The organism is Clostridium novyi NT (assembly GCF_000014125.1).
GTDB classification, from domain to species: domain Bacteria; phylum Bacillota; class Clostridia; order Clostridiales; family Clostridiaceae; genus Clostridium_H; species Clostridium_H novyi.
The window spans coordinates 145,861-167,942 of sequence record NC_008593.1 but is presented as its reverse complement, the minus strand read 5'-3'; the positions used below and the strand labels follow the sequence as shown (position 1 = coordinate 167,942).

Here is a 22,082-nt window from a genome sequence, read left to right as displayed (position 1 = left end):
TATTTGTATTATTTAATTAGAATTGAACTTTTTCTTCTAAGAATTTCTCTAATTCGTCAATTGATAATCTTATTTGAGTCATGTTATCTCTGTCTCTTACTGTTACAGTATTATCTTCTAAAGTATCAAAGTCAACTGTTATACAGTATGGAGTACCTATTTCATCTTCTCTTCTGTATCTCTTTCCTATACTACCTGCTTCATCATAGTCAATGTTGAATTTCTTGCTTAATTTAGCATACACATCTAATGCCTTTTCAGATAATTTCTTTGATAATGGTAATATAGCAGCTTTAAATGGTGCTAATGCTGGGTGAAGGTGTAATACTGTTCTCTTATCTCCATTTTCTAATTCTTCTTCATCATAAGCGTCTACTAAGAATGCAAGAGCAACTCTATCAGCACCTAATGATGGTTCTATTACATATGGAACGTATTTTTCATTAGTAGTTGGATCTAAGTAAGTTAATTCTTGACCTGAATGTTCCATGTGTTTCTTTAAGTCGTAGTCAGTTCTATCTGCAACGCCCCAAAGTTCTCCCCATCCAAATGGGAATAAGAATTCTATATCAGAAGTAGCATTACTGTAGAATGATAATTCTTCTTCACCATGATCTCTGAATCTTAAGTTGTCTTCTGTCATGCCTAAGTCTAATAAGAACTTCCAGCAATAATTTTTCCAGTAGTGGAACCATTCTAAATCTGTTCCTGGTTTACAGAAGAATTCTAATTCCATTTGTTCGAATTCTCTAGTTCTGAAAGTAAAGTTTCCTGGAGTTATTTCATTTCTAAATGATTTACCTATTTGACCTATTCCAAATGGAACTTTTTTTCTTGAACTTCTTTGAGCATTTTTAAAGTTTACAAAAATACCTTGTGCTGTTTCTGGTCTTAAATAGATTTCTGCACTTGAATCTTCAGTTACCCCTTGGAATGTTTTAAACATAAGGTTAAATCTTCTTATGTCAGTATAGTTTTTCTTTCCACACTTAGGACATACTATGTTATTTTCATCTATGTAATTCATTAATTCTTGATTAGTCCATCCATCTGCGCTAACATCATCTTTTCCATTAGCAGCTAAATGTTCTTCAACTAATTTGTCAGCTCTAAATCTAGCTTTACATTCTTTACAATCCATTAATGGATCTGAGAATCCACCAACGTGTCCTGATGCTACCCAAACTTCTTTGTTCATAAGAATGCTTGAATCAAGACCTATGTTATATGGACTTTCTTGGATAAATCTCTTCCACCAAGCCTTTTTTACGTTGTTTTTAAATTCAACTCCAAGCGGACCGTAATCCCATGAGTTTGCAAGTCCACCGTATATTTCAGATCCTTGAAATATAAAACCTCTACCTTTACAAAGTGCTACTACTTTTTCCATAGTTTTTTCAAAAGCCATTTGTAATTACCTCCTAATTTATAATTTTACGTATAAAAAAAAGACCTATATCACCTAAAGGGACGAAAAACATACTTCCGCGGTTCCACCCTTTTTGGCTATTAGCCCTCCTTACAAATTCATACACTCCAAAGCTCCATTCATAGTAAGTTTTTAGTTGTTTACACCACCCACAACCTCTCTTTTAAAAACTTAAAATTACTCTTCTTTGTCATTGTGTTTTATTCTCTTTTAACTTATCCTGTAAATCGAAATAATATTCTTTATCAAAAAATAAAAAAATGGCTCCGCGGAGAGGACTCGAACCTCCAACCTATCGGTTAACAGCCGAGTGCTCCACCATTGAGCTACCGCGGAACGTTCATTACAATAAACATTATATCATGTTTTCTATAAATTGCAATAGTTATTTTTTATTTTTTTAAAATTTTTACCCTGATTATTTATTAATAACCAGGGCAATTTTATTTAATATACTTTTATACTATTTTGTTGGTTTCATTGTTGGGAATAGTATAACGTCTCTGATTGAGCTAGAATCAGTTAAGAACATTATTAATCTATCTATACCTATTCCAAGTCCACCTGTTGGAGGCATACCTATTTCTAACGCATTTATGAAATCGTCATCCATCATGTATGCTTCATCATCACCAAGTTCTCTTTCTTTAAGTTGTTGCATGAATCTTTCTTTTTGAACTATTGGATCATTTAATTCTGAGTAAGCATTACAGATCTCTCTTCCGTATACGAATCCTTCGAATCTTTCTGTTAACTCATCATTTCCTCTTTTCTTTTTAGTTAGAGGTGAGTTTTCCTTTGGATAATCGCAAACGAATGTTGGTTGCATTAATTTCTCTTCACCAAATTCTTCAAATAATGCTACTAAGATATCACCTTTTGTGCAATCTTTTAGTTCTTTTTTAAGTTCTAATTCCTTTGATTTTGCAATTTCTCTTGCTTCTTCATCAGTTTTAACTTCATTGAAGTCTACTCCTGCATATTCTTTTACTGCATCCACCATTGTGATTCTTCTCCAAGGTGGTTTAAAGTCTATTTCAGTACCTTCGTACATAACTTTAGTTGTTCCATTAACTTTTTCACAAACATAAGCAACCATATTTTCAGTAATTTCCATCATATCATTGTAATCAGCATATGCTTCATATAATTCTATTGCTGTAAATTCTGGGTTGTGTCTTACGTCTATTCCTTCGTTTCTGAAGTTTTTACCTATTTCATATACTTTTTCAAATCCACCTACAATAAGTCTCTTTAGGTAAAGTTCTGTTGCTATTCTAAGATACATATCTATATCTAAAGCATTGTGGTGAGTTATGAATGGTCTTGCAGCAGCTCCACCTGCTATTGGTGATAAAATTGGAGTTTCAACTTCTAAGAAATCTCTATTGTCTAAGAATTCCCTAATAGCTTTTATTATAGCAGTTCTCTTCATGAATGTTTCTTTTACGTCTTCATTCATTATTAAGTCTACATATCTTTGTCTATATCTTAAATCTGGATCTTTTAAGCCATGGAATTTTTCTGGTAATGGTTTTAAAGATTTGCTTAGTAATTGGAAATCAAGAATATGTAAAGTTATTTCTCCAGTTTTAGTCTTAAATACTGTACCTGTAATAGAAACAAAGTCACCGATATCGAATGTCTTATATTCTTTAAGTTTTTCTTCTCCAACATCATTGATCTTTATATATAATTGTATTTTTCCGTATCTGTCACGAATATCAGAAAATCCTGCTTTACCGTGTACTCTTTTAGACATAAGTCTACCAGCTACAGTTACATTCTTTCCTTCTAATTCATCATAGTTGTCTTTTACTTGTTGTGATGTATGAGTTCTTTCTACTTTGTATACATCAAAAGGATCTTTGCCTTGCTCTTGAAGATTTTCAAGCTTTTGCATTCTTTCTTTTACTAATGCATTAAATTCTGCTTCTTTTTTGGCTTCCATCTTTCTTGCTTTGATTTCTTCCTTTGTCAATTGCTTTTCTCCCATAAAAGCATCCCTCCGTTTATTCAGTTGTGTAAACCTACTTAAATTTTATTTATACTCTAATTTCCAAAATTTCAAATTTGCTTATTCCGTCTGGAACTGGTACATTAATCACATCTCCAACTTTTTTGCCTATTAATGCGCTTCCTACTGGTGACTCATTTGAAATTTTATTTTCCATAGGATCTGCTTCTGCTGAACCTACTATGTGGAAATCTATTATCTCATCAAAATCGTAATCTTTTACTTTTACAATAGATCCTACACTAACAGCATCTAATGATATTTCACTTTCGTCAACAACATTGGCATTTCTTAGCATATTCTCAAGTTGTACTATTCTTCCCTCAACAAATGCTTGCTCGTTTTTAGCTTCATCATATTCTGAGTTTTCGCTTAAATCCCCGTAAGAAAGTGCTACTTTTATCTTTTCTGTAATTTCTCTTCTCTTAACTGTTTTAAGATATTCTAATTCTTCTTCCAATTTTTTAACACCTTCGGCAGTCATGATATATTGTTTTGAATCACTCATTTTTTACTCCCCTTTAAAGTATTATTTGTTTAAAATTTTGTAATGTTATTGACACATAACTATTTAAGTAATTATAAAACAGTCAGTTTCTAATGTCAATACACTTATTCTATATTTTACCATAACTATATTATTATGTATATTCTGTTTTCATATTATCTTAATATGACACTTTTTAGATATAACTTATTAGTCTATTATTACTTTGAAACGATTTTTAATACGATTTTAAATTAGTTGTTCTTTGTAATCCGTAAGAATTTTAACCACATTATTAAAATCTTTTTCCACATTTATCTTGTTCTTTATTTCCGTACATTTTTTAATTCCTTTTATGTACCAAGCTATGTGCTTTCTCATCTCGCGGACACCTTTTAACTCTCCATGATAATGCACTGCAAGGTTTAGGTGTCTTATGCATAAGTCTATCTTTTCTATTGGAGTTGGATATATAACTTCTTCTTCATTTATAGCTTGTTGTATTTGTTTGAATATCCAAGGGTTACCCATAGCACCTCTAGCTACCATAATACCATCACAATTTGTAGAATTTTTTAGTGCAAATGCATCTTCTGCTGAAAATACATCCCCATTTCCAATAACGGGAATAGATACACTTTCTTTAACTTTTCTTATTATATCCCAATCCGCTTTTCCTTCATACATTTGCGCTCTTGTTCTTCCATGAATAGCTACAGCATCTGCTCCTGCCTGTTCCATTGCCATTGCAAAATCTACAGCATTTATATTATCATTGTCAAATCCTTTTCTAAACTTAACTGTTACAGGTTTGTTAGATACCTTTTTCATTTCTCTTACTATTTCCCCGGCAAGTTTAGGATTTTTCATTAAAGCAGAGCCTTCTCCATTTTTAACTATCTTAGGTGCAGGACATCCCATATTGATATCTACTATACCAACACCATCATCTTCGTTTAAAATCTCACAGGCTCTTGCCATAACTTTTGGATCACTTCCGAATATTTGAGCCGCTACAGGTTTTTCTTCTTCACTTAGCTTAAGTAATTTTTTTGTGTTTTCATTATCATAATACATACCTTTGGCACTTATCATTTCTGTGTATACAAGCCCACAGCCCATTTCCTTGCATAATCCTCTATAGGCTATGTCTGTTACCCCTGCCATTGGCGCTAAAAACACATTGTTATTAAAACTTAGTTTGCCTATTTTCATTTATATCCCTACTCTTTATTTTTTTCATAAATTACTCTAAGACCTTCTAGAGTTAAGAAAGGACATACCTCGTCTATTGTCTTAGATTCTTCTGAAATAAGTCCAGCAAAACCACCTGTTGCAATTACATATGGTTCTCCTTCTCCTAATGCTATCATTTCTTCTTTAATTTTTGAAACTATATAGTCTACTTGCCCAATATATCCATAAACTATTCCAGCCTGCATACTTGATACTGTATTTTTGCATATAACATGAGGTGGTTTTATAAGTTCTATTCTTGGAAGTTTAGCTGCTTTTTCAAATAAAGCTGCCGCTGATATTTTTATACCAGGACATATTGCCCCTCCTAGATAATCTCCCTTTTTAGTAACTGCACAGTATGTTGTTGCTGTACCAAAGTCTATTATTACCAATGGCTTTTCAAATAATGCATGTGCTGCTACTGCATTAACTATTCTATCTGCACCTACTGATTTAGGATTATCGTATTTTATATTTATACCAGTTTTAACTCCAGGTCCCACAACTATTGGGTCTATTTTAAAGTACTTTCTAATCATATGTTCAATTGAATACATTATATTGGGAACAACAGAAGATATTATAACACCTTCTATGTCTTTAGGATCTATGTTATTATGTGATAATAATTTTAATACTTGTATACCATATTCATCAGCTGTTCTTTTAGCATCTGTTCCTAGTCTACATTCTAAAACTAATTCTTTTCCTTTATAAATTCCTAATACAATGTTTGTATTTCCTGCGTCTAAAACAAATAACATTGTCATGCACCCCTTAATAAAACTATAAGAGCAGTATATATACTGCTCTTATATTAGAATTTAACATCTTAACTATAACAATTTAATTTTAACAACTGGTATCAATTTGTCAAGTATATTATATTAGAAAAGCCCTTGTATTGTGCCACCTTCTAAAATATCCATTTTGTTTGCAGCTGGTACTTTTGGTAATCCTGGCATTGTCATTATATTTCCAGTTAATACAACTATAAATCCTGCACCATTTGATACTTTAACTTCTCTAACATTTACTCTAAAGTCTTCAGGTTTTCCAAGTAAACTTGGGTTATCTGATAAAGAATATTGAGTTTTTGCAACACATATAGGAAGCTTATCTAATCCTAGCTTTTCTATATCTTTTATGTCTTTTTCAGCCGACTTATCATAATCAACTCCAGAAGCTCCGTAGATCTCTCTTGCTATTATATCCATTTTTTCTTTTATAGATAATTTCTCATCATATAAACATTTAAAATTACTCTTTTGTGTGTCTAAAACATTAATTACTTTTTCAGCAAGAGCAATTCCACCTTCTCCGCCTTTTTCCCACACTTCAGCAAGGGCAACTTCTACCCCTTGTTTATCACAAAATTCTTTTATAAATTCTACTTCTTCATCACTATCTGTTATAAATTTATTTATAGCAACAACAACAGGTACACCGTACTTTTTCATGTTTTCTATTTGCTTTTGAAGATTTGAAACTCCCTTAGATAATGCCTCTATATCTGGAGTTGATAGTTCATCCTTTGATACTCCACCATGATGTTTTAACGCTCTAATAGTTGCAACAACGACAATACAGTCTGGTTTTAGATTACCGTATCTACATTTTATGTCTAGAAATTTTTCCGCTCCAAGATCTGCTCCAAATCCAGCTTCAGTTATTGCATAATCTCCAAGCTTCATAGCCATTTTTGTAGCTAATATACTATTACATCCATGTGCAATATTTGCAAAAGGTCCTCCATGGATTATAGCTGGTGTATTTTCTAGTGTTTGAACTAAGTTAGGTTTTATAGCATCTTTCATAAGCATTGCCATGGCACCATGAACATTTAAATCCTTACAATAAATTGGTTCACCATCTAAGTTATATGCAACTAGTATGTTTCCGAATCTTTCTTTAAGATCCATTAAACTATTACTTAGGCATAGTATAGCCATTATTTCAGATGCAACAGTAATTGTAAATCCATCTTCTCTTAAGAATCCATTTACTTTTCCACCCATTCCAACTACTATATGACGTAATGCTCTATCATTCATGTCCATTACTCTTTTAAATAAAATTCTTCTTGAATCTATTTTTAAAGTATTTCCTTGATGTATATGATTATCTATAGCTGCTGCAAGTAAGTTGTTAGCCGATGTTATTGCATGCATATCCCCAGTAAAGTGCAAGTTTATATCTTCCATAGGCACAACTTGAGAGTATCCGCCTCCAGCGGCCCCTCCTTTTATTCCAAATACAGGTCCAAGAGATGGTTCTCTTAAAGCTATAACTGCTTTTTTATGTAACTTACAAAGTGCTTGCCCCAAACCCACTGTTATAGTTGATTTTCCTTCTCCTGCCGGTGTAGGGTTAATTGCTGTTACAAGTATTAACTTTCCATCAGCTTCATTATGTTTGTTTTTTAATACATCTAATGATATTTTGCATTTATATTTTCCATAAAGCTCTATATCATCTTCTCCAAGTCCTAATTCTTTAGCTATATCAGCTATTTTTTTCATATTTGCACTTTGTGCAATTTCAATATCACTTTTCATTTTCTACATAGCACCCCTTAATTAAATTTAATAAACGTTATTATATTACTTTTTAGTTTAATATAATAACGTTTATTAGTCTTACTTATACTTAGATTATATTATTTTTGAACGTTTTTAACAAATTCTTCTGAATTTACGATATATCTAGTGTGAGTTCCTTCTCCTATTTTTCCATCTTCATCATATGCTTCTACTTCGAAAACTAATTTCTTTCTATCTACTTTTATAAGTTTAGTTTCGCATCTAACTTTCATTCCAATTGGTGTAGCTTTCATATGTTTTACACTTATGTCTATACCAACTGTAGCATATCCTTCTGGTAAGCTATCTTTTACGCTTGCTTGAGATGTGTTTTCCATTAAAGCGATCATAGATGGTGTAGCAAAAACATCTACTAATCCAGAACCTACTCTCTTTGCAGAATGTTGATCTTCAACAACCATTTCCATTATACCCTTTGTTCCTTCATGTACATTAAATTCCATGATATACACCCCTTTGTAATTTTTGATTTATACAATATAATTTTTTATAAAAAACAGAATATTTGTATTAATAATCATAATTATAAAGAAAACAAAACAAAAAGTATAGAGTTTATATAAAAACTCTATACTTTTTAATAATCTAAATTTCCTTTTTATCTTCTTCTAAATCCGTGTTATTAGCAAAAGCATCAGTAGTCTCAATATTATCCTCTGATGTATCTTTTATATTAACTCCTTCTACATCATCATGAACTCCTTCTACATCATCATGAACTTCTTCTACATTATCATGCTTTTCTAAATCAATAGCATTTTCTTTTTTATTTAATTCTTCTAAAGGTCTTCCTTCTACTATAGCATTAAATTCTTCTCCAGTTACTTTTTCCTTATCTAAAAGAACTTTAGCTACAGCATGAAGTTTATCTATATGCTCAGTTAATATTTTTTCAGCTTTCTTGTAAGCTTCATCAACTAAAGCTTTAACTTCATTGTCTATTTCAAAAGCAACTTCTTCACTATAGTTTTTAGACTTTCCAATTTCTCTTCCTATAAATACTTCATCATGATCGCTTCCAAATGTTATAGTTCCTAGTTTTTCACTCATACCATATTCCATAACCATTTTTCTTGCGATATTTGATACTCTTTGAATATCATTTGATGCTCCTGTACTTATATCTCCAATTATTATTTGTTCAGCAACTCTACCTCCAAGTAATCCTACCATCTCATCCTTTAATTTTGATTTAGACATGTAAGATGTATCTCTTTCTGGAAGATGCATTGTGTATCCACCAGCCATACCTCTTGGTATTATGCTTATTTCATGTACTGGATCTGAGTGAGGAGAGAATTTCATTACTATAGCGTGACCTGCTTCATGATAAGCTGTAATTTTTCTATCTTCCTCATGAATAACTCTACTTTTCTTTTCAGGTCCAGCTATAACTCTTGTTATTGCCTCTTCTAATTCTTCCATTCCTATTTGCTTCTTATTAGCTCTAACAGCAAGTAGTGCAGCTTCATTCATTAAGTTTTCAAGATCTGCTCCCACAAATCCTGGTGTTCTCTTTGCAAGAACCTTAAGATCAACGTCATCTGATAAACGCTTATTTCTAACATGAACCTTTAATACTTCTTCTCTTCCTTTTGCATCTGGTGCGCCAACTAGTATTTGTCTATCAAATCTACCTGGTCTTAAAAGGGCTTTATCTAATATGTCTGGTCTATTTGTTGCAGCAACTAAGATTATTCCTTCATTTACTCCAAAACCATCCATTTCAACTAGCAATTGATTTAGAGTTTGTTCTCTTTCATCATGTCCTCCACCAAGACCTGCTCCTCTTTGTCTACCAACAGCATCAATTTCATCTATAAATATGATACATGGTGAATTCTTTTTAGCTTGTTCGAATAAGTCTCTAACTCTAGATGCACCTACACCAACAAACATTTCAACAAAGTCAGAACCTGATATGCTAAAGAAAGGTACTCCAGCTTCCCCTGCTACAGCCTTTGCAAGTAATGTCTTACCTGTTCCTGGAGGTCCTACAAGTAGGATTCCTTTAGGTATTCTAGCACCCATATCTAAGTACTTTTTAGGCTCTTTTAAGAAATCAACTATTTCTTCAAGTTCACCCTTTTCTTCATCAGCACCTGCTACATCTTTAAATGTAACCTTTTGGCTATCTGGAGTAGCAAGTTTGGCACGACTTTTTCCAAAGTTCATAACGCCTCTATTACCACCGCCACCACCTTGTGACTGTTGCATAAACATAACCCAGAAACCAACCATTACTAAAATCAATATTATAGTAGGTATCCAGCTTATCCACATAGGCATAGATGATGCTGGTTCAAACTTAACATTTACAGAAGACTTTGGGTTATTTACAAGTATGTCTTGTACTAATAAGCTTTGTGGAACTACAACTTGAAATTGAGTCTTGGCCTTATCGTTGAGTTCTCCTGCAACTGTTCTTCCATCTTGTTTTATTTCAACTCTTGAAACCTTATTTTCAATCCAATACTTTTTAAATTCATTATAGGATATAGCTCCTGATGTTTTACTACTTTCTAACACTGTTATTGCAGCAAAGAATAAAACTATCAGTAACACAATCCAAATTGTCGCACTTGAAAGTCTTTTTTTCACATTAATGCCCCCCATCTTTCCGTTATTTTTATATTTGATTGTATCATATGAATTTTTCCTTTACAACAATGTAACTTTTATACTTTTATTTAGTATATACACTCTCTTTTAGTATTCCTATATAAGGTAAGTTTCTATACTTCTCAGCATAATCTAATCCATATCCAACTAAAAATTCATCTGGAACTTTAAAACCTTCGTATTTAACTTCCACTTCAACTTTTCTTCTATCTGGCTTATTAAGAAGACATGCTACTTCAACACTGTTTGGCTTTTTAGCCTTTAAATATCTTTTTAAATATTCAAGTGTAGTTCCTGTGTCTACTATATCCTCTACAATAAGTATATCTTTTCCTTCAACTTCAAATTCTAAGTCTTTAAGTATTCTAACAACACCTGAACTTTCTGTAGAATTACCATAACTTGATACATCCATAAAATCTATCTGACAAGGCATTTCTACACATTTCATTAAGTCAGCCATAAATGGTACAGATCCCTTTAATATTCCAACTAATATTAATTGTTTTCCCTTATAATCCTCCGTTATTTTCTTTCCAATCTCTTGAACTTTTGCCTTTAACTTCTCTTCACTAAACAGTACTTCTTTAATGTCGTTTGTCATGCTATTCTTCCTCTCTTTCAATTTTGATTTTCAATATGCTTTTTGTATCTTTATTAATTTTAAACTTATCACTTATCCTATATCCTACTATCCATGCTATATCATCACCAAATGTAATTAGTGGTATACTATCTCTTCTTTCCTTTGGAATTTTCAAATCTATAAATAAGTCTTTAAGTTTTTTACTTCCACTCATACCAAACGGCATAAATTTATCCCCATTTTTTCTATATCTTAACTTTATAACACCTTTTATTTTATCATAATCAAAATACTTAATTAAAGGATTTTTATCAAATTTAATATCCTCTTTACTTTTTATTATATCCAATGTAATTTTAAGTTTATGATTAGTTAATACATTCTCTTCAAGTAAGTTTAATTCTACTTCTTTATTAATTTTCTGTACTTTATGTTTCTTTTCCTCTTTATATACATAAATATCTCCATAATTATTTGTAACTCTTATGCCACTTGGAAGCATTATGTACTTACCTGTAGATTTTTTTTGAATATCAATTATATCATATATATGATTTTTTTCTAGATTATTTAAATTGCCTTTTATATTTTTTATGGCAATTCTTATAACTCTAGTTAAAATAGCCTCATGTTCTTTAAAAAGCTGTCCTTTAAGTATAATTTTTTCTTCACTAATTTCACTATACTCATTATACTTTTCTTTGGCTACATTATTTATGTATTCATTATCAACCTTAACAGTATCAGAAAATCTATTTAAAACTTCTATCACATCAGAATTAAAGTTCTTTTGTATGTATGGAATTAATTCTAATCTTATTTTATTTCTTGTATATATGTTTTCAAAATTAGTTTTATCTATTCTAGGATTTAATTTGTTTATATCACAATAATTTTCAATTTCATCTCTAGTTAAGTTTATAATAGGCCTTACAAAAATATTATCTCTAACAGGTCTTATGCCAACCAATCCCTCAAGTCCAGTTCCTCTAAGTATCCTCATAAGAACAGTTTCTGCTTGATCATTAGCATTATGTGCAATAGCTATTTTGTTTCCATTAATTTTATGTAGCACTTCTTCAAAAAACTGATATCTTACTTCTCTACCAGCCATTTCACAGGAAATGCCTCTCTCCTTAGAAATTCTATGTACATCTTCCCTTTTAACAAAGCACTGAATTCCTAACTCTTCACAAATTTTTTTAACATACATTTCATCATTATCCGCAGCTTCACCTCTTAGACAATGATTTACGTGAGCAGCCACAATACTTATATTAATTTCATCTTTAAGAGTATGAAGTATATGTAAAAGACATATGGAATCAGGGCCTCCAGATAGTGCTACAACTACTTTATCATTAACCTCGAACATATTATTACATTTAATTGTGTTTATAACCTTTTCTATCAATATAAACCCTCCCATCCTATTGCATATTTATTTCTTTATTATAACATAAATATAGGCTATATTTAAAAATGACTAATCTCAATAACACTTTTAATCATAATAAATATAGCCCTTTTTATTTTTTTGTAATATGCACTAATATAAACTATACACTTTACTAACTATAGCTGTCATATCGTCTTTAGCTTTTCCCCCACTAAGCATTTTAGCTGTAGATATAAGTCCATCTACTAATTCTTTTGGACTATTTATGTTACTATTTTTCAAGTAATCTACCACCCAATCAACTTTACCTACATTATTATTGTTATAATCTAAAACGCCATCACTTAACATTATGATCATATCTCCACTTTTCAACTTTTTGTGAGTTACTTCTAAATCAACCTTGTCCAAAACCCCTATAGGAAGAGTATTAGATGTTACAACCTCTACTTTGTCTCCTGATTTTATAAAACTAGGCACAGCTCCAACCTTCATAAAATCTATTTCTCCATTATATAAATCTAAACTACTTAAATCTAATGTTGAAAACTTTTCATTTTCCGAAAACTTTAATGACATTATTGAATTCACTGTATTTATTGCAGTTTCTTTGCTTATACCAAAATGGGTAAACTTCTCAATAAGATCCACAGCAACTCTACTTTCTTCACTGGCCTCAGGACCCGATCCCATTCCATCACTTATTATACACATATAATCCCCATCATTGGTTTTCCCAAAGCTATAACTATCACCGTTATGCTTTTCTCCATTTTTACACTGTCTACCAACATAAGATGCAACATGAAATTTTGCAGTTTGTTCAAAAGTTATCGTGCACATTCCCGTTTTAGGATCTATAATGCACCCCTCATCACTTATACACATATTTTTTCCTACAGCTTCATTTATAAGAGGTAAAACTTTCTTAGAACATATTTGTGCGCCTCCACATGATTTTAGATACAGTTTAACAACTAATCTTTTATTTTTATCATCATAGCAGAATATATCATTGTACTTAAATGTCTTATTTTCAAAGATTTTTCTAATCCTTTTTTCAGCCTCACTATTAAACTTTACATCTGAATTAAATTCTTCGATAACTTCCTTTAGTGAACTTGCCATATTTTTTATTTGTCCTGCTACAATTTCACGCCCTTCGCTTAGTCTTTTTCTCCACATTTCATTTATAATATAATTGTTAACTATATCTTTTGTATTATTTAAAAGTATAGTTCTTTTAACACATTTTCTATTTATCTCCTTTGGCAATTTATTTTTTTTACCTTCTTGATGATTTTGAATCAATTCACCAAAAGCTTCATAGGTAATGTATGCTTCCTTTTTCCAACAATTATAATGCATTTCACATCCACTACAAACTCTATCAGCAAGATTTTGTATAAGGGCACTACTTTTATTTTTCATAACTAATTTATCATTATCAGCTAAGTTATTAAGATTTCCAGATATATTAGTTAGCACATCAGAAAAACCATATAATCTTTGGAATAGCATGTCCTTAATTCTATTAATATAATTTTTATTTATATATTCTTGCTTCTTTTCCCAATCTAGCTCTAAATTTATTTTTTCATAAACCCTACCTGGTATAATTAAAAATATCCCTGTGGCTATAATCATTTCTATTAATTTAAATTCTACATCTATATTAGAGTATAATTTTAAAATCAAAAAAGTAATTACATACGATGTACTTGTTAATATTTTTCCACTTTCTCTAAAAATACCTGCAATCAATCCACACAATCCATACACACTCATAAAAATAAGTATATTTTTTGAGGATATTCCTATAATTGATCCTATGGCAATTCCACTGGCAGCCCCTACATTGCTTCCATTTATATAACTAATCATGAGTATAAAGTTTAAAGCTAAAATATTTCTAATGGATACACCTAAAATTTGCATACCCCAAGTACCGGCTAATATAAGAGAAATCAATATTGATATGCTTATAACTTCTTCGCTTGTAAATAAATGTTTTGTTTTTAGGGATTTTAAACATATTAAGGAACGTTCTAGAATAAAATATAATGGTATAATACATATTACCTGTAAAAACATAGTTAAAAATGCAACATTCATTGTGATATGCCTAATAAAGAATTCACTTAATAATATTTCAATTGATGTAATGCTAAACATAACTACCAAACTTTTTATTTTGGATTTTTTGTTTAAAAGATAAGATAATATAAATATAGTGCCTGTTACTATTAGATATTGGGGAAGATTTGTAAGCTTATTACTTAAAGATATGTACCCTATAATACACCCCATAGAAACAGGAAACACCGCCCGTTCAGCTTGCATTACACTTGCAATTAGTAGCGCTATCCCAAAAGGAGCAGTTGTATTATCCTCACTTAATAATAGCACCCTACTCACAAGTAAAGCACTAATGCAGTACACTAGATTTTTCAAAATAATAATCCGTTGCAATTGTTTTTTCTCTTTTTCTTCTTTACTAACACCTTTAACTCTTTTATATGGCAAAATTTCTGAATTACATTGCATAATCAGCACCTCCTAATTTCACAGTTACTAAAAAAGATTATAACAAAACTCCCTGGAAATTATTGTCAGTTACTGAAATAGAATTTATTTTTTCGTAAGACATTTACTTTATAACTTTTGTAATATTTTACCATTAGCGATTTTTTTCTACTACCTTTTGTGAGAAAAATATATTCACATATATTTAGTTATATTTCAACACATATACATATATTTTATCCACAGTTGTGGAAAAGTTATGGTTTAATACCTTAATAGTTTTTAAATTTATTATAGACATTAAAAAATCCACAACTATTTAACGTTGTGGATTTTGGTAGCGGAAATAGGACTTGAACCTACGACACTTCGGGTATGAACCGAATGCTCTAGCCAGCTGAGCTATTCCGCCATATTTCATTTTAAAATATTTTTCAAAAAATAAATGGTTGCGGGGGCAGGACTTGAACCTGCGACCTTCGGGTTATGAGCCCGACGAGCTACCAACTGCTCCACCCCGCGATAATTGGTGCCGGAGACCGGACTTGAACCGGTACGGAGTGTTAGCTCCGCAGGATTTTAAGTCCTGTGCGTCTGCCGATTTCGCCACTCCGGCGTATGCAATTTATTGGGTATAAATTGCTGTTACTTATTAAGTTGTAACTGGTAGCGGAAATAGGACTTGAACCTACGACACTTCGGGTATGAACCGAATGCTCTAGCCAGCTGAGCTATTCCGCCACGTTTGGTTGCGGGGGCAGGACTTGAACCTACGACCTTCGGGTTATGAGCCCGACGAGCTACCAACTGCTCCACCCCGCGATATTGGTGCCGGAGACCGGACTTGAACCGGTACGGAGTGTTAGCTCCGCAGGATTTTAAGTCCTGTGCGTCTGCCGATTTCGCCACTCCGGCGTATTACATCATGTCTTGATGTTTTATCTTTTGTTTTTGTCGCTATCTCCTGGCGACATAGACTATTATATATTAATCCATTATAGTTGTCAACGCTTTTTTTAAAAAAATTTTTTAAAAAATAAAAGAGACTTTCTCAAGTCCCTTTTATACTTATTTTTAGCTCTTTTTAGAATACTTATTTCCCTTTAAATTTTGATGTTTTCTTATATCTTGAAATCTTTCTTCACTATCTTTTAAGAATCTTGATATAGCATCTTCAAAGTTTACATTAGGTGTTGCCTTTTTCTTTTCCTTTTCCCAATCTATTTCAACTGGTTTTACTGACTTTCTGGTTGGCATAGCTTGTTTTATAGATAAACTTAGTCTACCATTATCATCTACTGATATAACTTTTACCTTTACTTTATCTTGTTCTTTTATATGCTCTCTTATGTCCTTTACATATGTGTCTGCTACTTCAGATATGTGTACTAGACCTGTCTTCCCCTCCACTTCTATAAATGCTCCAAACTTTGTTATATTCACTACTGTACCTTCTAAGATACTACCCAACTTTAAGGCCATGTTAATAAAACTCCTCCTTGATATGTTTATATATTAAATTATAATAAGCAATATTTAGTCTTTTTTTTGAACTACTGCACTTTCTCCATGTTTTACGAAGCCAAGTCTTTCTCTAGCTAATTCTTCAACATATCTATTAGTTTCAGACATTTTTATTGTATCTACTAACTTTTGATGTTGATCATCAACTTTTTGTAATTCAACTTTGCAGTTTTCCAGCTGAATCTTTTTATTTTTTATAGTTATTTGCTGATGTACCGCTATGTAACAAGCATATATAACCATTACAGTCAAAATTACATTTTTAATTTTTCTTTTCTTCTTCATAATCATTCCCTCTGAAATTTATATTTTGACTCATATTTATATTTTAGTTTTCTTTTGTGTTTTATTCAAGGAATTTTTTAATTTATTTTTACCTGTAATCTTGCAAAAGAATGTTTCTATAAAATAAAAAAATATATTTTTCAATATTCTTAAAAATTTTAATATACTATTTATTATTTTATATTGAATTCTTAAGAAATGAATACTGATAAGTCTTATATAAATGTATAGCCCAAAGGCAATATATAAATATAAATATATTCCTACATAAACATGACCAGTATAAAGCAAAAATGCAAATACTGATATTGCTGCAAAAATCCAAAATAGTATATCCTCAATAAAAGTTAATACTTTATTTGGATTTTCCATTCCTCTTATTATTCTATATATATCAAATAAAACCCCTGTTAGTACCCCTGCAAGTACACTATAAGCTATTAAATTAAATTGACTTCTTATAGGAATTAGCATACCTTTTACCTAAACAACCTTGCTATTATACTATCTTTGTCTTTTTTACTTTCAGTTGTAGTATATACGCAGGAATTTATACGTCCTATTATGGCAACTTCTCCATTTTGGACATCTAATTTTTGAACTTTAAGTCCTTCTCCTTTAATTGTTAAGGTTCCAAGTTTAGTATCTAGGATTATTAATTTCTCATCAAAACAAATAACTTCTACTACACCAGTTATTTGCAACTTATTTCTATTTTCAAGTATTAAATTACTTTTTTTCTCTTCTAATGATGTTTCCTTTTTTACTTCCATCTATATCCCTCCCCTTTATAAATATGTATATGTGTAAAATATCTAAAATATACTTTTATATTTAAGGGAAGACACATAAAAATCATTAATAATACTCTTAATAATATATAGTATACTAATCTTCTTTATTTGCAACTGTATTATCTAAAATAATCTCATACATTGTCTTAGCATCAGCTTTTGCAACGTGATGAGCAATGTTTACAACCTTAGCTTTTAGTGAACTGTTGGCAAATTTAACTTCTATTATATCATTCTCATTAACTTCTGTGCTTGGCTTTGCAACCTTATCATTTATAAATACCCTGCCACTTTCACAAGCTTCCTTAGCTATAGTCCTTCTCTTTATAATTCTTGAAACTTTAAGATATTTATCTAGTCTCATGTTATCCCTCCTGATTGTAAAAATAAAAAACCTAGATTTTCACCCAGGTTTTTTATTTTAAATTTTTAGCAAAATTACTTTCTGCAAAACTATTTATTGTTTACTATTTCTTTGAATTCTTTTCCTGCTTTGAATACTGGAACAGTTGCTGCTGGTATAGTTATTTCTTCTTTAGTTCTTGGGTTTCTGCCTTTTCTTTCAGCTCTTTCTCTTGTTTCGAAAGTTCCAAATCCAACTAATTGAACCTTATCTCCATCCATTAGTGCTTCTTCAACACTTTCTATAAATGCTTTTAAAGCAACTTCTACGTCTTTCTTAGTTAATTGGCTCTTTTCTGCCATGCTAGTAATTAATTCTGATTTATTCACTTTTGTTACCTCCTCTTATTATTAACCATTACATAATAATTGATTTAATTCTTCATTTAAATTAAAAATCCTTTTTATATAAATTTTTAATCAAAATAGCATAAAAATTATTGTTCTTTTGACATTTTCCAAAATTCATCTAGTTCTTGTAATGTCATTTCAGTTATGTCTTTTCCCAATTCTTTTACCTTAGTCTCTATGTAATAAAATCTTGATATGAATTTATCTATAGTATAATTTAATGCATATTCTGGGTCAATGTCAAGAAATCTTGCTACATTTACTGTACTAAAAATTAAATCTCCTAATTCTTCTGTTATTTTTGACTTGTTATGGGATTTATATACACTTTTTATCTCGTTATACTCTTCTATTACCTTATCTAAAGCTGGTTCTATATCATCCCAGTCAAATCCCACTTTAGCCGCCTTCTTTTGAACTTTATCAGCTCTTATTAAAGCAGGTAAGGTTTTTGATATATGTTTTAGTTCATCAGTATATGATTCAAATCCATATTCTTCATGTTTTATTTCTTCCCATGTCTTTGAAACTTCTTTAGATGAATCAATTAAAACATCACCAAAAACATGAGGATGTCTATTTATAAGTTTCTCACAAATTCCCTTAATTATATCATTAATATTGAAAAATCCATCTTCTTTTCCAATTTGAGCATGGAAAACAACTTGAAGTAATATATCCCCTAATTCTTCTACTAAATTTTCATCATCATCTTTTTCTATTGCATCAATAGCTTCATAACATTCTTCAATTAAACTTCTTTTTAAAGATTTATGATCTTGTTCTCTATCCCATGGGCAACCATTTTCTCCCCTTAAAGTCTCCATTATATCTAACAAATCTTGAAAATCTATTGCAGCTTTAAGGTCTTTTGGTATATATATTGATGTTAAATAGTCAATATCCTCTTGTCTATCTAATTCATATAGAGGTATCTTTCTTATAATTTCAAGTTCTTTAACTCCTGCAGCCCTTACAAAGTATATTTCCATATCATCTTTATAATATTCAAGAAGTGCAAGTTTAACTTCAGATGCTATAAATTTATTATAAACTTGCGTTATAACAGTTCCAACTCTTTTATCCAAAATTTGATTTTTTATATCAAATGCATCTATAACTTTTATGCCATTTACAGGATCTAGCTTTAAACTTTCCATCATAGCATCAATAAAACTTATAGCAGGATATATATGAGTTTCTATATTTCTTTCCTCACAAAGCTTAAGCAATATATTTACTGACTTTTCCGCAACTAGTGGATGTCCTGGAACAGCATAAACTAAATCTTCATTTTCCTTGTGCTTTTCAACTAAGTCTTTAGCTATTGACTCATAAACTTCATCAAATGCATGAGAACTTTCATATTTATTATCATAGCTTTCAAATTTAACACCCAATTCTTTCAGATAATTAACATTTGGATGAATTTCCGTCCTAAAATATACATTTTGACTATTCTTAAGCATATCAAGGGTTCCAATGGTAATTGCATCTTTACTTCCTGGACCCAATCCCACAATTTTAATCATAGTTATTCTCCCTTTATAATTTAGTACTTTACTAGTTTTTCGTCGATCTAAGTTCAGAATAATCAATTACTCCAAACAAAAGCATCAACATTCCATATAATACTATACCTAAAAATATAGCTACTATACAAGCAATTGAATTACTCATTGTATAATTATAGACTTTTATATATATAAATACAACTGATAATATCATAGCCATAGAAGCATATGCTGGTTTTATAAATACCTTATTTAAATCTATTTTTATATGTAATGTTTTCTTTATAAGTCTTATATTTAAAATAACAGCAACCAAATATGCTGAAATAGTACCAACTATTGCTCCATAAACATTTATATTAGGTATAGGTACTAGTGCACTCGTTATGATAACTTTGACTATACATCCTATTAATAAATTGACTATTGGCATTTTTTTCGAACTAGTTGCTTGAAGAATAACTGTTGTTGTCTGAGCTAATATTATAAACGGAATAGCCAGTGATGAATACTTTAGAATCATAGCTCCACTTGCCTGATCTCTAAAAATTAAATTTAATACCTGTGAAGATAAAAAATATAATCCACAAAGCGATGGAAGAGCTATAACAGTAGATATTTTAATTGATGATAATACATTTTTATTTAGTTGATTCCTTTTATTTAAAAAATAAGCTTCTGATATTATTGGAACAACAGATGCACATATAGCTGCTGATAAAGTTAACGGAACATTAACAAGTACCGCTGCTTTTCCTGTAAGCTGACCATATAAAACCGCTGCTTCTCTTGATGAAAATCCAGCTTGAAGTAATCTTTGAGGAACCATAATAGAGTCTATAACATTCATTATAGTACCAACTGCTGCTCCTAAAGATATTGGTATAGCTGTTTTCAAAAGTTTATCCATAATATTAGAATCTAATTTTACTTTTCTTGTATCAAAATTTTTAGTAACTTTCTTATACTTAAAAATTAGATATATTCCTGCAAGTATTCCTCCTGCCGCAGCTCCAAGTGTAGCTCCGCCTGCAGCGTACTCAACTCCTTTAGGTAATAACAGTATAGCAAGTCCTATACCCACTACTACCCTTGCCACCTGTTCTAGTATCTGAGATATAGCAGTTGGTGTCATTGTTTGGAGACCTTGAAAAAAGCCCCTAAAGACACTTATTATAGATATAAAAAATGGTGCTATTCCAAGTGCAATTAATGAATAGTATGCTTTTCTATCCCATTTAAAAAAAGTTATTAATTTCCCTGAAAACAAAAGCATAATAACGCTTGTACCTGTGCCAAGTATAATCATTAATAATAAAGCTTGTTTTAGAACTTGGATTACTCCTTTTTTATTTCCTAATGCATTTTGCTCTGATATCATCTTAGACATAGCAAGTGGTACTCCTGATGCTATTGCAATAAATAACATATATAAAGGATACGCCATTTGATAATAGCCAAGCCCTTCATCTCCTACAAGTATAGTAAGTGGTATTCTAAAAAACATTCCTATACATCTAGCAAATATTCCTGCAAAGCCTAATATAAAAGTACCCTTTATTAATGATTGCTTTTTCAAAACAATACCTCCAAAACATTACTTAGTATAAATATTTATATTTATGTTTTGTAGATATTATTACTAAAATAAACAATGGCAGACAAGCTGCCATTGTTTATTCCATTTGTTTTCCTAAGAATGATGCAGCAGCTTCTGCTAGCTTAATTTCAACATCACCAAAAGAAGTTTCTTCTTCTTTAGATGCAATTATAACAGCTCCAATAGCATCTCCTTCTGCAATTATAGGAGCTATTACTTGTGAATAGTATTCTTCACCAGTTTCCTCATCATCTGTTATAGGAATAGGTTTTTCATTATCTTCTCCCATGATTGCAGAACTTCTTTCTTCCATAAGTCTTTCAAGTTCTATGCTTATCTTTCTGTCCATGTATTCTTTTTTAGTAGCTCCACTTACAGAAATTATATTATCCTTATCACAAATAAGTATAATGTTGCCAATAGTACTTTGTAATGCTTCTGCGTACTCCTTAGAAAAATTACTTAATTCTTCAATAGGTGAATACTTCTTTAATATTACTCCACCATCTCTATCTGTAAATATTTCTAAAGGATCTCCTTCTCTAATTCTTAAAGTTCTTCTAATTTCTTTAGGTATTACCACTCTTCCTAAATCGTCTATACGTCTAACTATGCCGGTAGCTTTCATTCAACGTTTACCTCCTTGTCTTTATTTTAATATGTTTGACAGTAATATTATCCGTCTAAACATGAAATTTTATACA

General features: G+C 30.8%; 20 protein-coding genes, 7 tRNA genes and 1 other annotated feature. All 27 genes read right to left on the bottom strand.

What is annotated here, in order from left to right; all coding sequences use genetic code 11:
- Positions 1-16: 16 nt before the first annotated feature.
- The 27 genes from NT01CX_RS00905 to spoVT all read right to left on the bottom strand — a co-directional run bounded on the left by NT01CX_RS00905 (position 17) and on the right by spoVT (position 22,006).
- Entirely contained in the window at positions 17-1,408 is a 1,392-nt protein-coding gene (locus NT01CX_RS00905) for a glycine--tRNA ligase (protein ID WP_011721158.1), read from the bottom strand.
- A gap of 55 nt (positions 1,409-1,463) precedes the next feature.
- Positions 1,464-1,632: a binding site (T-box leader), on the bottom strand.
- A 58-nt stretch (positions 1,633-1,690) separates the two neighbouring features.
- Positions 1,691-1,765 (bottom strand) — tRNA-Asn (locus NT01CX_RS00900).
- Positions 1,766-1,892: 127 nt separating this feature from the next.
- On the bottom strand, positions 1,893-3,425 hold the full coding sequence (gene lysS / locus NT01CX_RS00895; RefSeq protein ID WP_011721157.1) for a lysine--tRNA ligase: 1,533 nt from the start codon (positions 3,423-3,425) through the stop codon (positions 1,893-1,895).
- Positions 3,426-3,474: 49 nt separating this feature from the next.
- Positions 3,475-3,954 (bottom strand): transcription elongation factor GreA, encoded by a 480-nt coding sequence (gene greA / locus NT01CX_RS00890; RefSeq protein WP_011721156.1) that lies wholly within the window; start codon positions 3,952-3,954, stop codon positions 3,475-3,477.
- Between the two features lie 228 nt (positions 3,955-4,182).
- A complete protein-coding gene (dusB, locus tag NT01CX_RS00885; RefSeq protein ID WP_011721155.1) occupies positions 4,183-5,148 on the bottom strand; it encodes a tRNA dihydrouridine synthase DusB in 966 nt (321 codons plus the stop codon).
- An 8-nt stretch (positions 5,149-5,156) separates the two neighbouring features.
- On the bottom strand, positions 5,157-5,936 hold the full coding sequence (locus NT01CX_RS00880) for a type III pantothenate kinase (protein ID WP_011721154.1): 780 nt from the start codon (positions 5,934-5,936) through the stop codon (positions 5,157-5,159).
- Positions 5,937-6,059: 123 nt separating this feature from the next.
- The gene (locus NT01CX_RS00875) at positions 6,060-7,730 is read right to left on the bottom strand and encodes a formate--tetrahydrofolate ligase (protein WP_011721153.1); all 1,671 of its coding nucleotides are present in this window, start codon (positions 7,728-7,730) and stop codon (positions 6,060-6,062) included.
- A gap of 101 nt (positions 7,731-7,831) precedes the next feature.
- Positions 7,832-8,218, bottom strand: coding sequence for a thioesterase family protein (locus NT01CX_RS00870; protein ID WP_011721152.1), 387 nt, complete (start codon positions 8,216-8,218; stop codon positions 7,832-7,834).
- Positions 8,219-8,360: 142 nt separating this feature from the next.
- Positions 8,361-10,391: an ATP-dependent zinc metalloprotease FtsH gene (ftsH, locus tag NT01CX_RS00865; protein WP_011721151.1), complete on the bottom strand. Its 2,031-nt coding sequence runs from the start codon at positions 10,389-10,391 to the stop codon at positions 8,361-8,363.
- A 70-nt stretch (positions 10,392-10,461) separates the two neighbouring features.
- Positions 10,462-11,001, bottom strand: a complete 540-nt coding sequence (gene hpt / locus NT01CX_RS00860) for a hypoxanthine phosphoribosyltransferase (RefSeq protein WP_011721150.1) — start codon at positions 10,999-11,001, stop codon at positions 10,462-10,464.
- 1 nt (position 11,002) lies between these two features.
- The gene (gene tilS, locus NT01CX_RS00855) at positions 11,003-12,397 is read right to left on the bottom strand and encodes a tRNA lysidine(34) synthetase TilS (RefSeq protein WP_011721149.1); all 1,395 of its coding nucleotides are present in this window, start codon (positions 12,395-12,397) and stop codon (positions 11,003-11,005) included.
- 135 nt (positions 12,398-12,532) lie between these two features.
- Positions 12,533-14,929: a stage II sporulation protein E gene (gene spoIIE, locus NT01CX_RS00850; RefSeq protein ID WP_011721148.1), complete on the bottom strand. Its 2,397-nt coding sequence runs from the start codon at positions 14,927-14,929 to the stop codon at positions 12,533-12,535.
- Between the two features lie 314 nt (positions 14,930-15,243).
- Positions 15,244-15,320 (bottom strand) — tRNA-Met (locus tag NT01CX_RS00845).
- 34 nt (positions 15,321-15,354) lie between these two features.
- Positions 15,355-15,430 (bottom strand) — tRNA-Met (locus NT01CX_RS00840).
- A 5-nt stretch (positions 15,431-15,435) separates the two neighbouring features.
- A tRNA-Leu gene (locus NT01CX_RS00835) sits at positions 15,436-15,524 on the bottom strand.
- Positions 15,525-15,572: 48 nt separating this feature from the next.
- Positions 15,573-15,649: transfer RNA gene (locus NT01CX_RS00830), tRNA-Met, on the bottom strand.
- A 5-nt stretch (positions 15,650-15,654) separates the two neighbouring features.
- Positions 15,655-15,730: transfer RNA gene (locus tag NT01CX_RS00825), tRNA-Met, on the bottom strand.
- A gap of 4 nt (positions 15,731-15,734) precedes the next feature.
- A tRNA-Leu gene (locus NT01CX_RS00820) sits at positions 15,735-15,823 on the bottom strand.
- A gap of 159 nt (positions 15,824-15,982) precedes the next feature.
- The gene (locus NT01CX_RS00815) at positions 15,983-16,390 is read right to left on the bottom strand and encodes a S1 domain-containing RNA-binding protein (RefSeq protein WP_011721147.1); all 408 of its coding nucleotides are present in this window, start codon (positions 16,388-16,390) and stop codon (positions 15,983-15,985) included.
- 54 nt (positions 16,391-16,444) lie between these two features.
- On the bottom strand, positions 16,445-16,717 hold the full coding sequence (locus tag NT01CX_RS00810; protein ID WP_011721146.1) for an FtsB family cell division protein: 273 nt from the start codon (positions 16,715-16,717) through the stop codon (positions 16,445-16,447).
- A gap of 36 nt (positions 16,718-16,753) precedes the next feature.
- Entirely contained in the window at positions 16,754-17,191 is a 438-nt protein-coding gene (yabQ, locus tag NT01CX_RS00805) for a spore cortex biosynthesis protein YabQ (protein ID WP_011721145.1), read from the bottom strand.
- Between the two features lie 5 nt (positions 17,192-17,196).
- Positions 17,197-17,490 (bottom strand): sporulation protein YabP, encoded by a 294-nt coding sequence (yabP, locus tag NT01CX_RS00800; RefSeq protein ID WP_011721144.1) that lies wholly within the window; start codon positions 17,488-17,490, stop codon positions 17,197-17,199.
- Between the two features lie 115 nt (positions 17,491-17,605).
- Positions 17,606-17,875: an RNA-binding S4 domain-containing protein gene (locus tag NT01CX_RS00795; protein ID WP_011721143.1), complete on the bottom strand. Its 270-nt coding sequence runs from the start codon at positions 17,873-17,875 to the stop codon at positions 17,606-17,608.
- An 89-nt stretch (positions 17,876-17,964) separates the two neighbouring features.
- A complete protein-coding gene (locus NT01CX_RS00790) occupies positions 17,965-18,243 on the bottom strand; it encodes an HU family DNA-binding protein (protein ID WP_011721142.1) in 279 nt (92 codons plus the stop codon).
- Between the two features lie 107 nt (positions 18,244-18,350).
- Entirely contained in the window at positions 18,351-19,796 is a 1,446-nt protein-coding gene (gene mazG, locus NT01CX_RS00785) for a nucleoside triphosphate pyrophosphohydrolase (protein ID WP_011721141.1), read from the bottom strand.
- A gap of 31 nt (positions 19,797-19,827) precedes the next feature.
- The gene (locus NT01CX_RS00780; RefSeq protein ID WP_011721140.1) at positions 19,828-21,357 is read right to left on the bottom strand and encodes a putative polysaccharide biosynthesis protein; all 1,530 of its coding nucleotides are present in this window, start codon (positions 21,355-21,357) and stop codon (positions 19,828-19,830) included.
- A gap of 97 nt (positions 21,358-21,454) precedes the next feature.
- Positions 21,455-22,006 carry a stage V sporulation protein T gene (gene spoVT, locus NT01CX_RS00775; protein WP_011721139.1) on the bottom strand — a complete coding sequence of 184 codons (552 nt, stop codon included), beginning with the start codon at positions 22,004-22,006 and terminating at the stop codon, positions 21,455-21,457.
- Between the last annotated feature and the right edge of the window lie 76 nt (positions 22,007-22,082).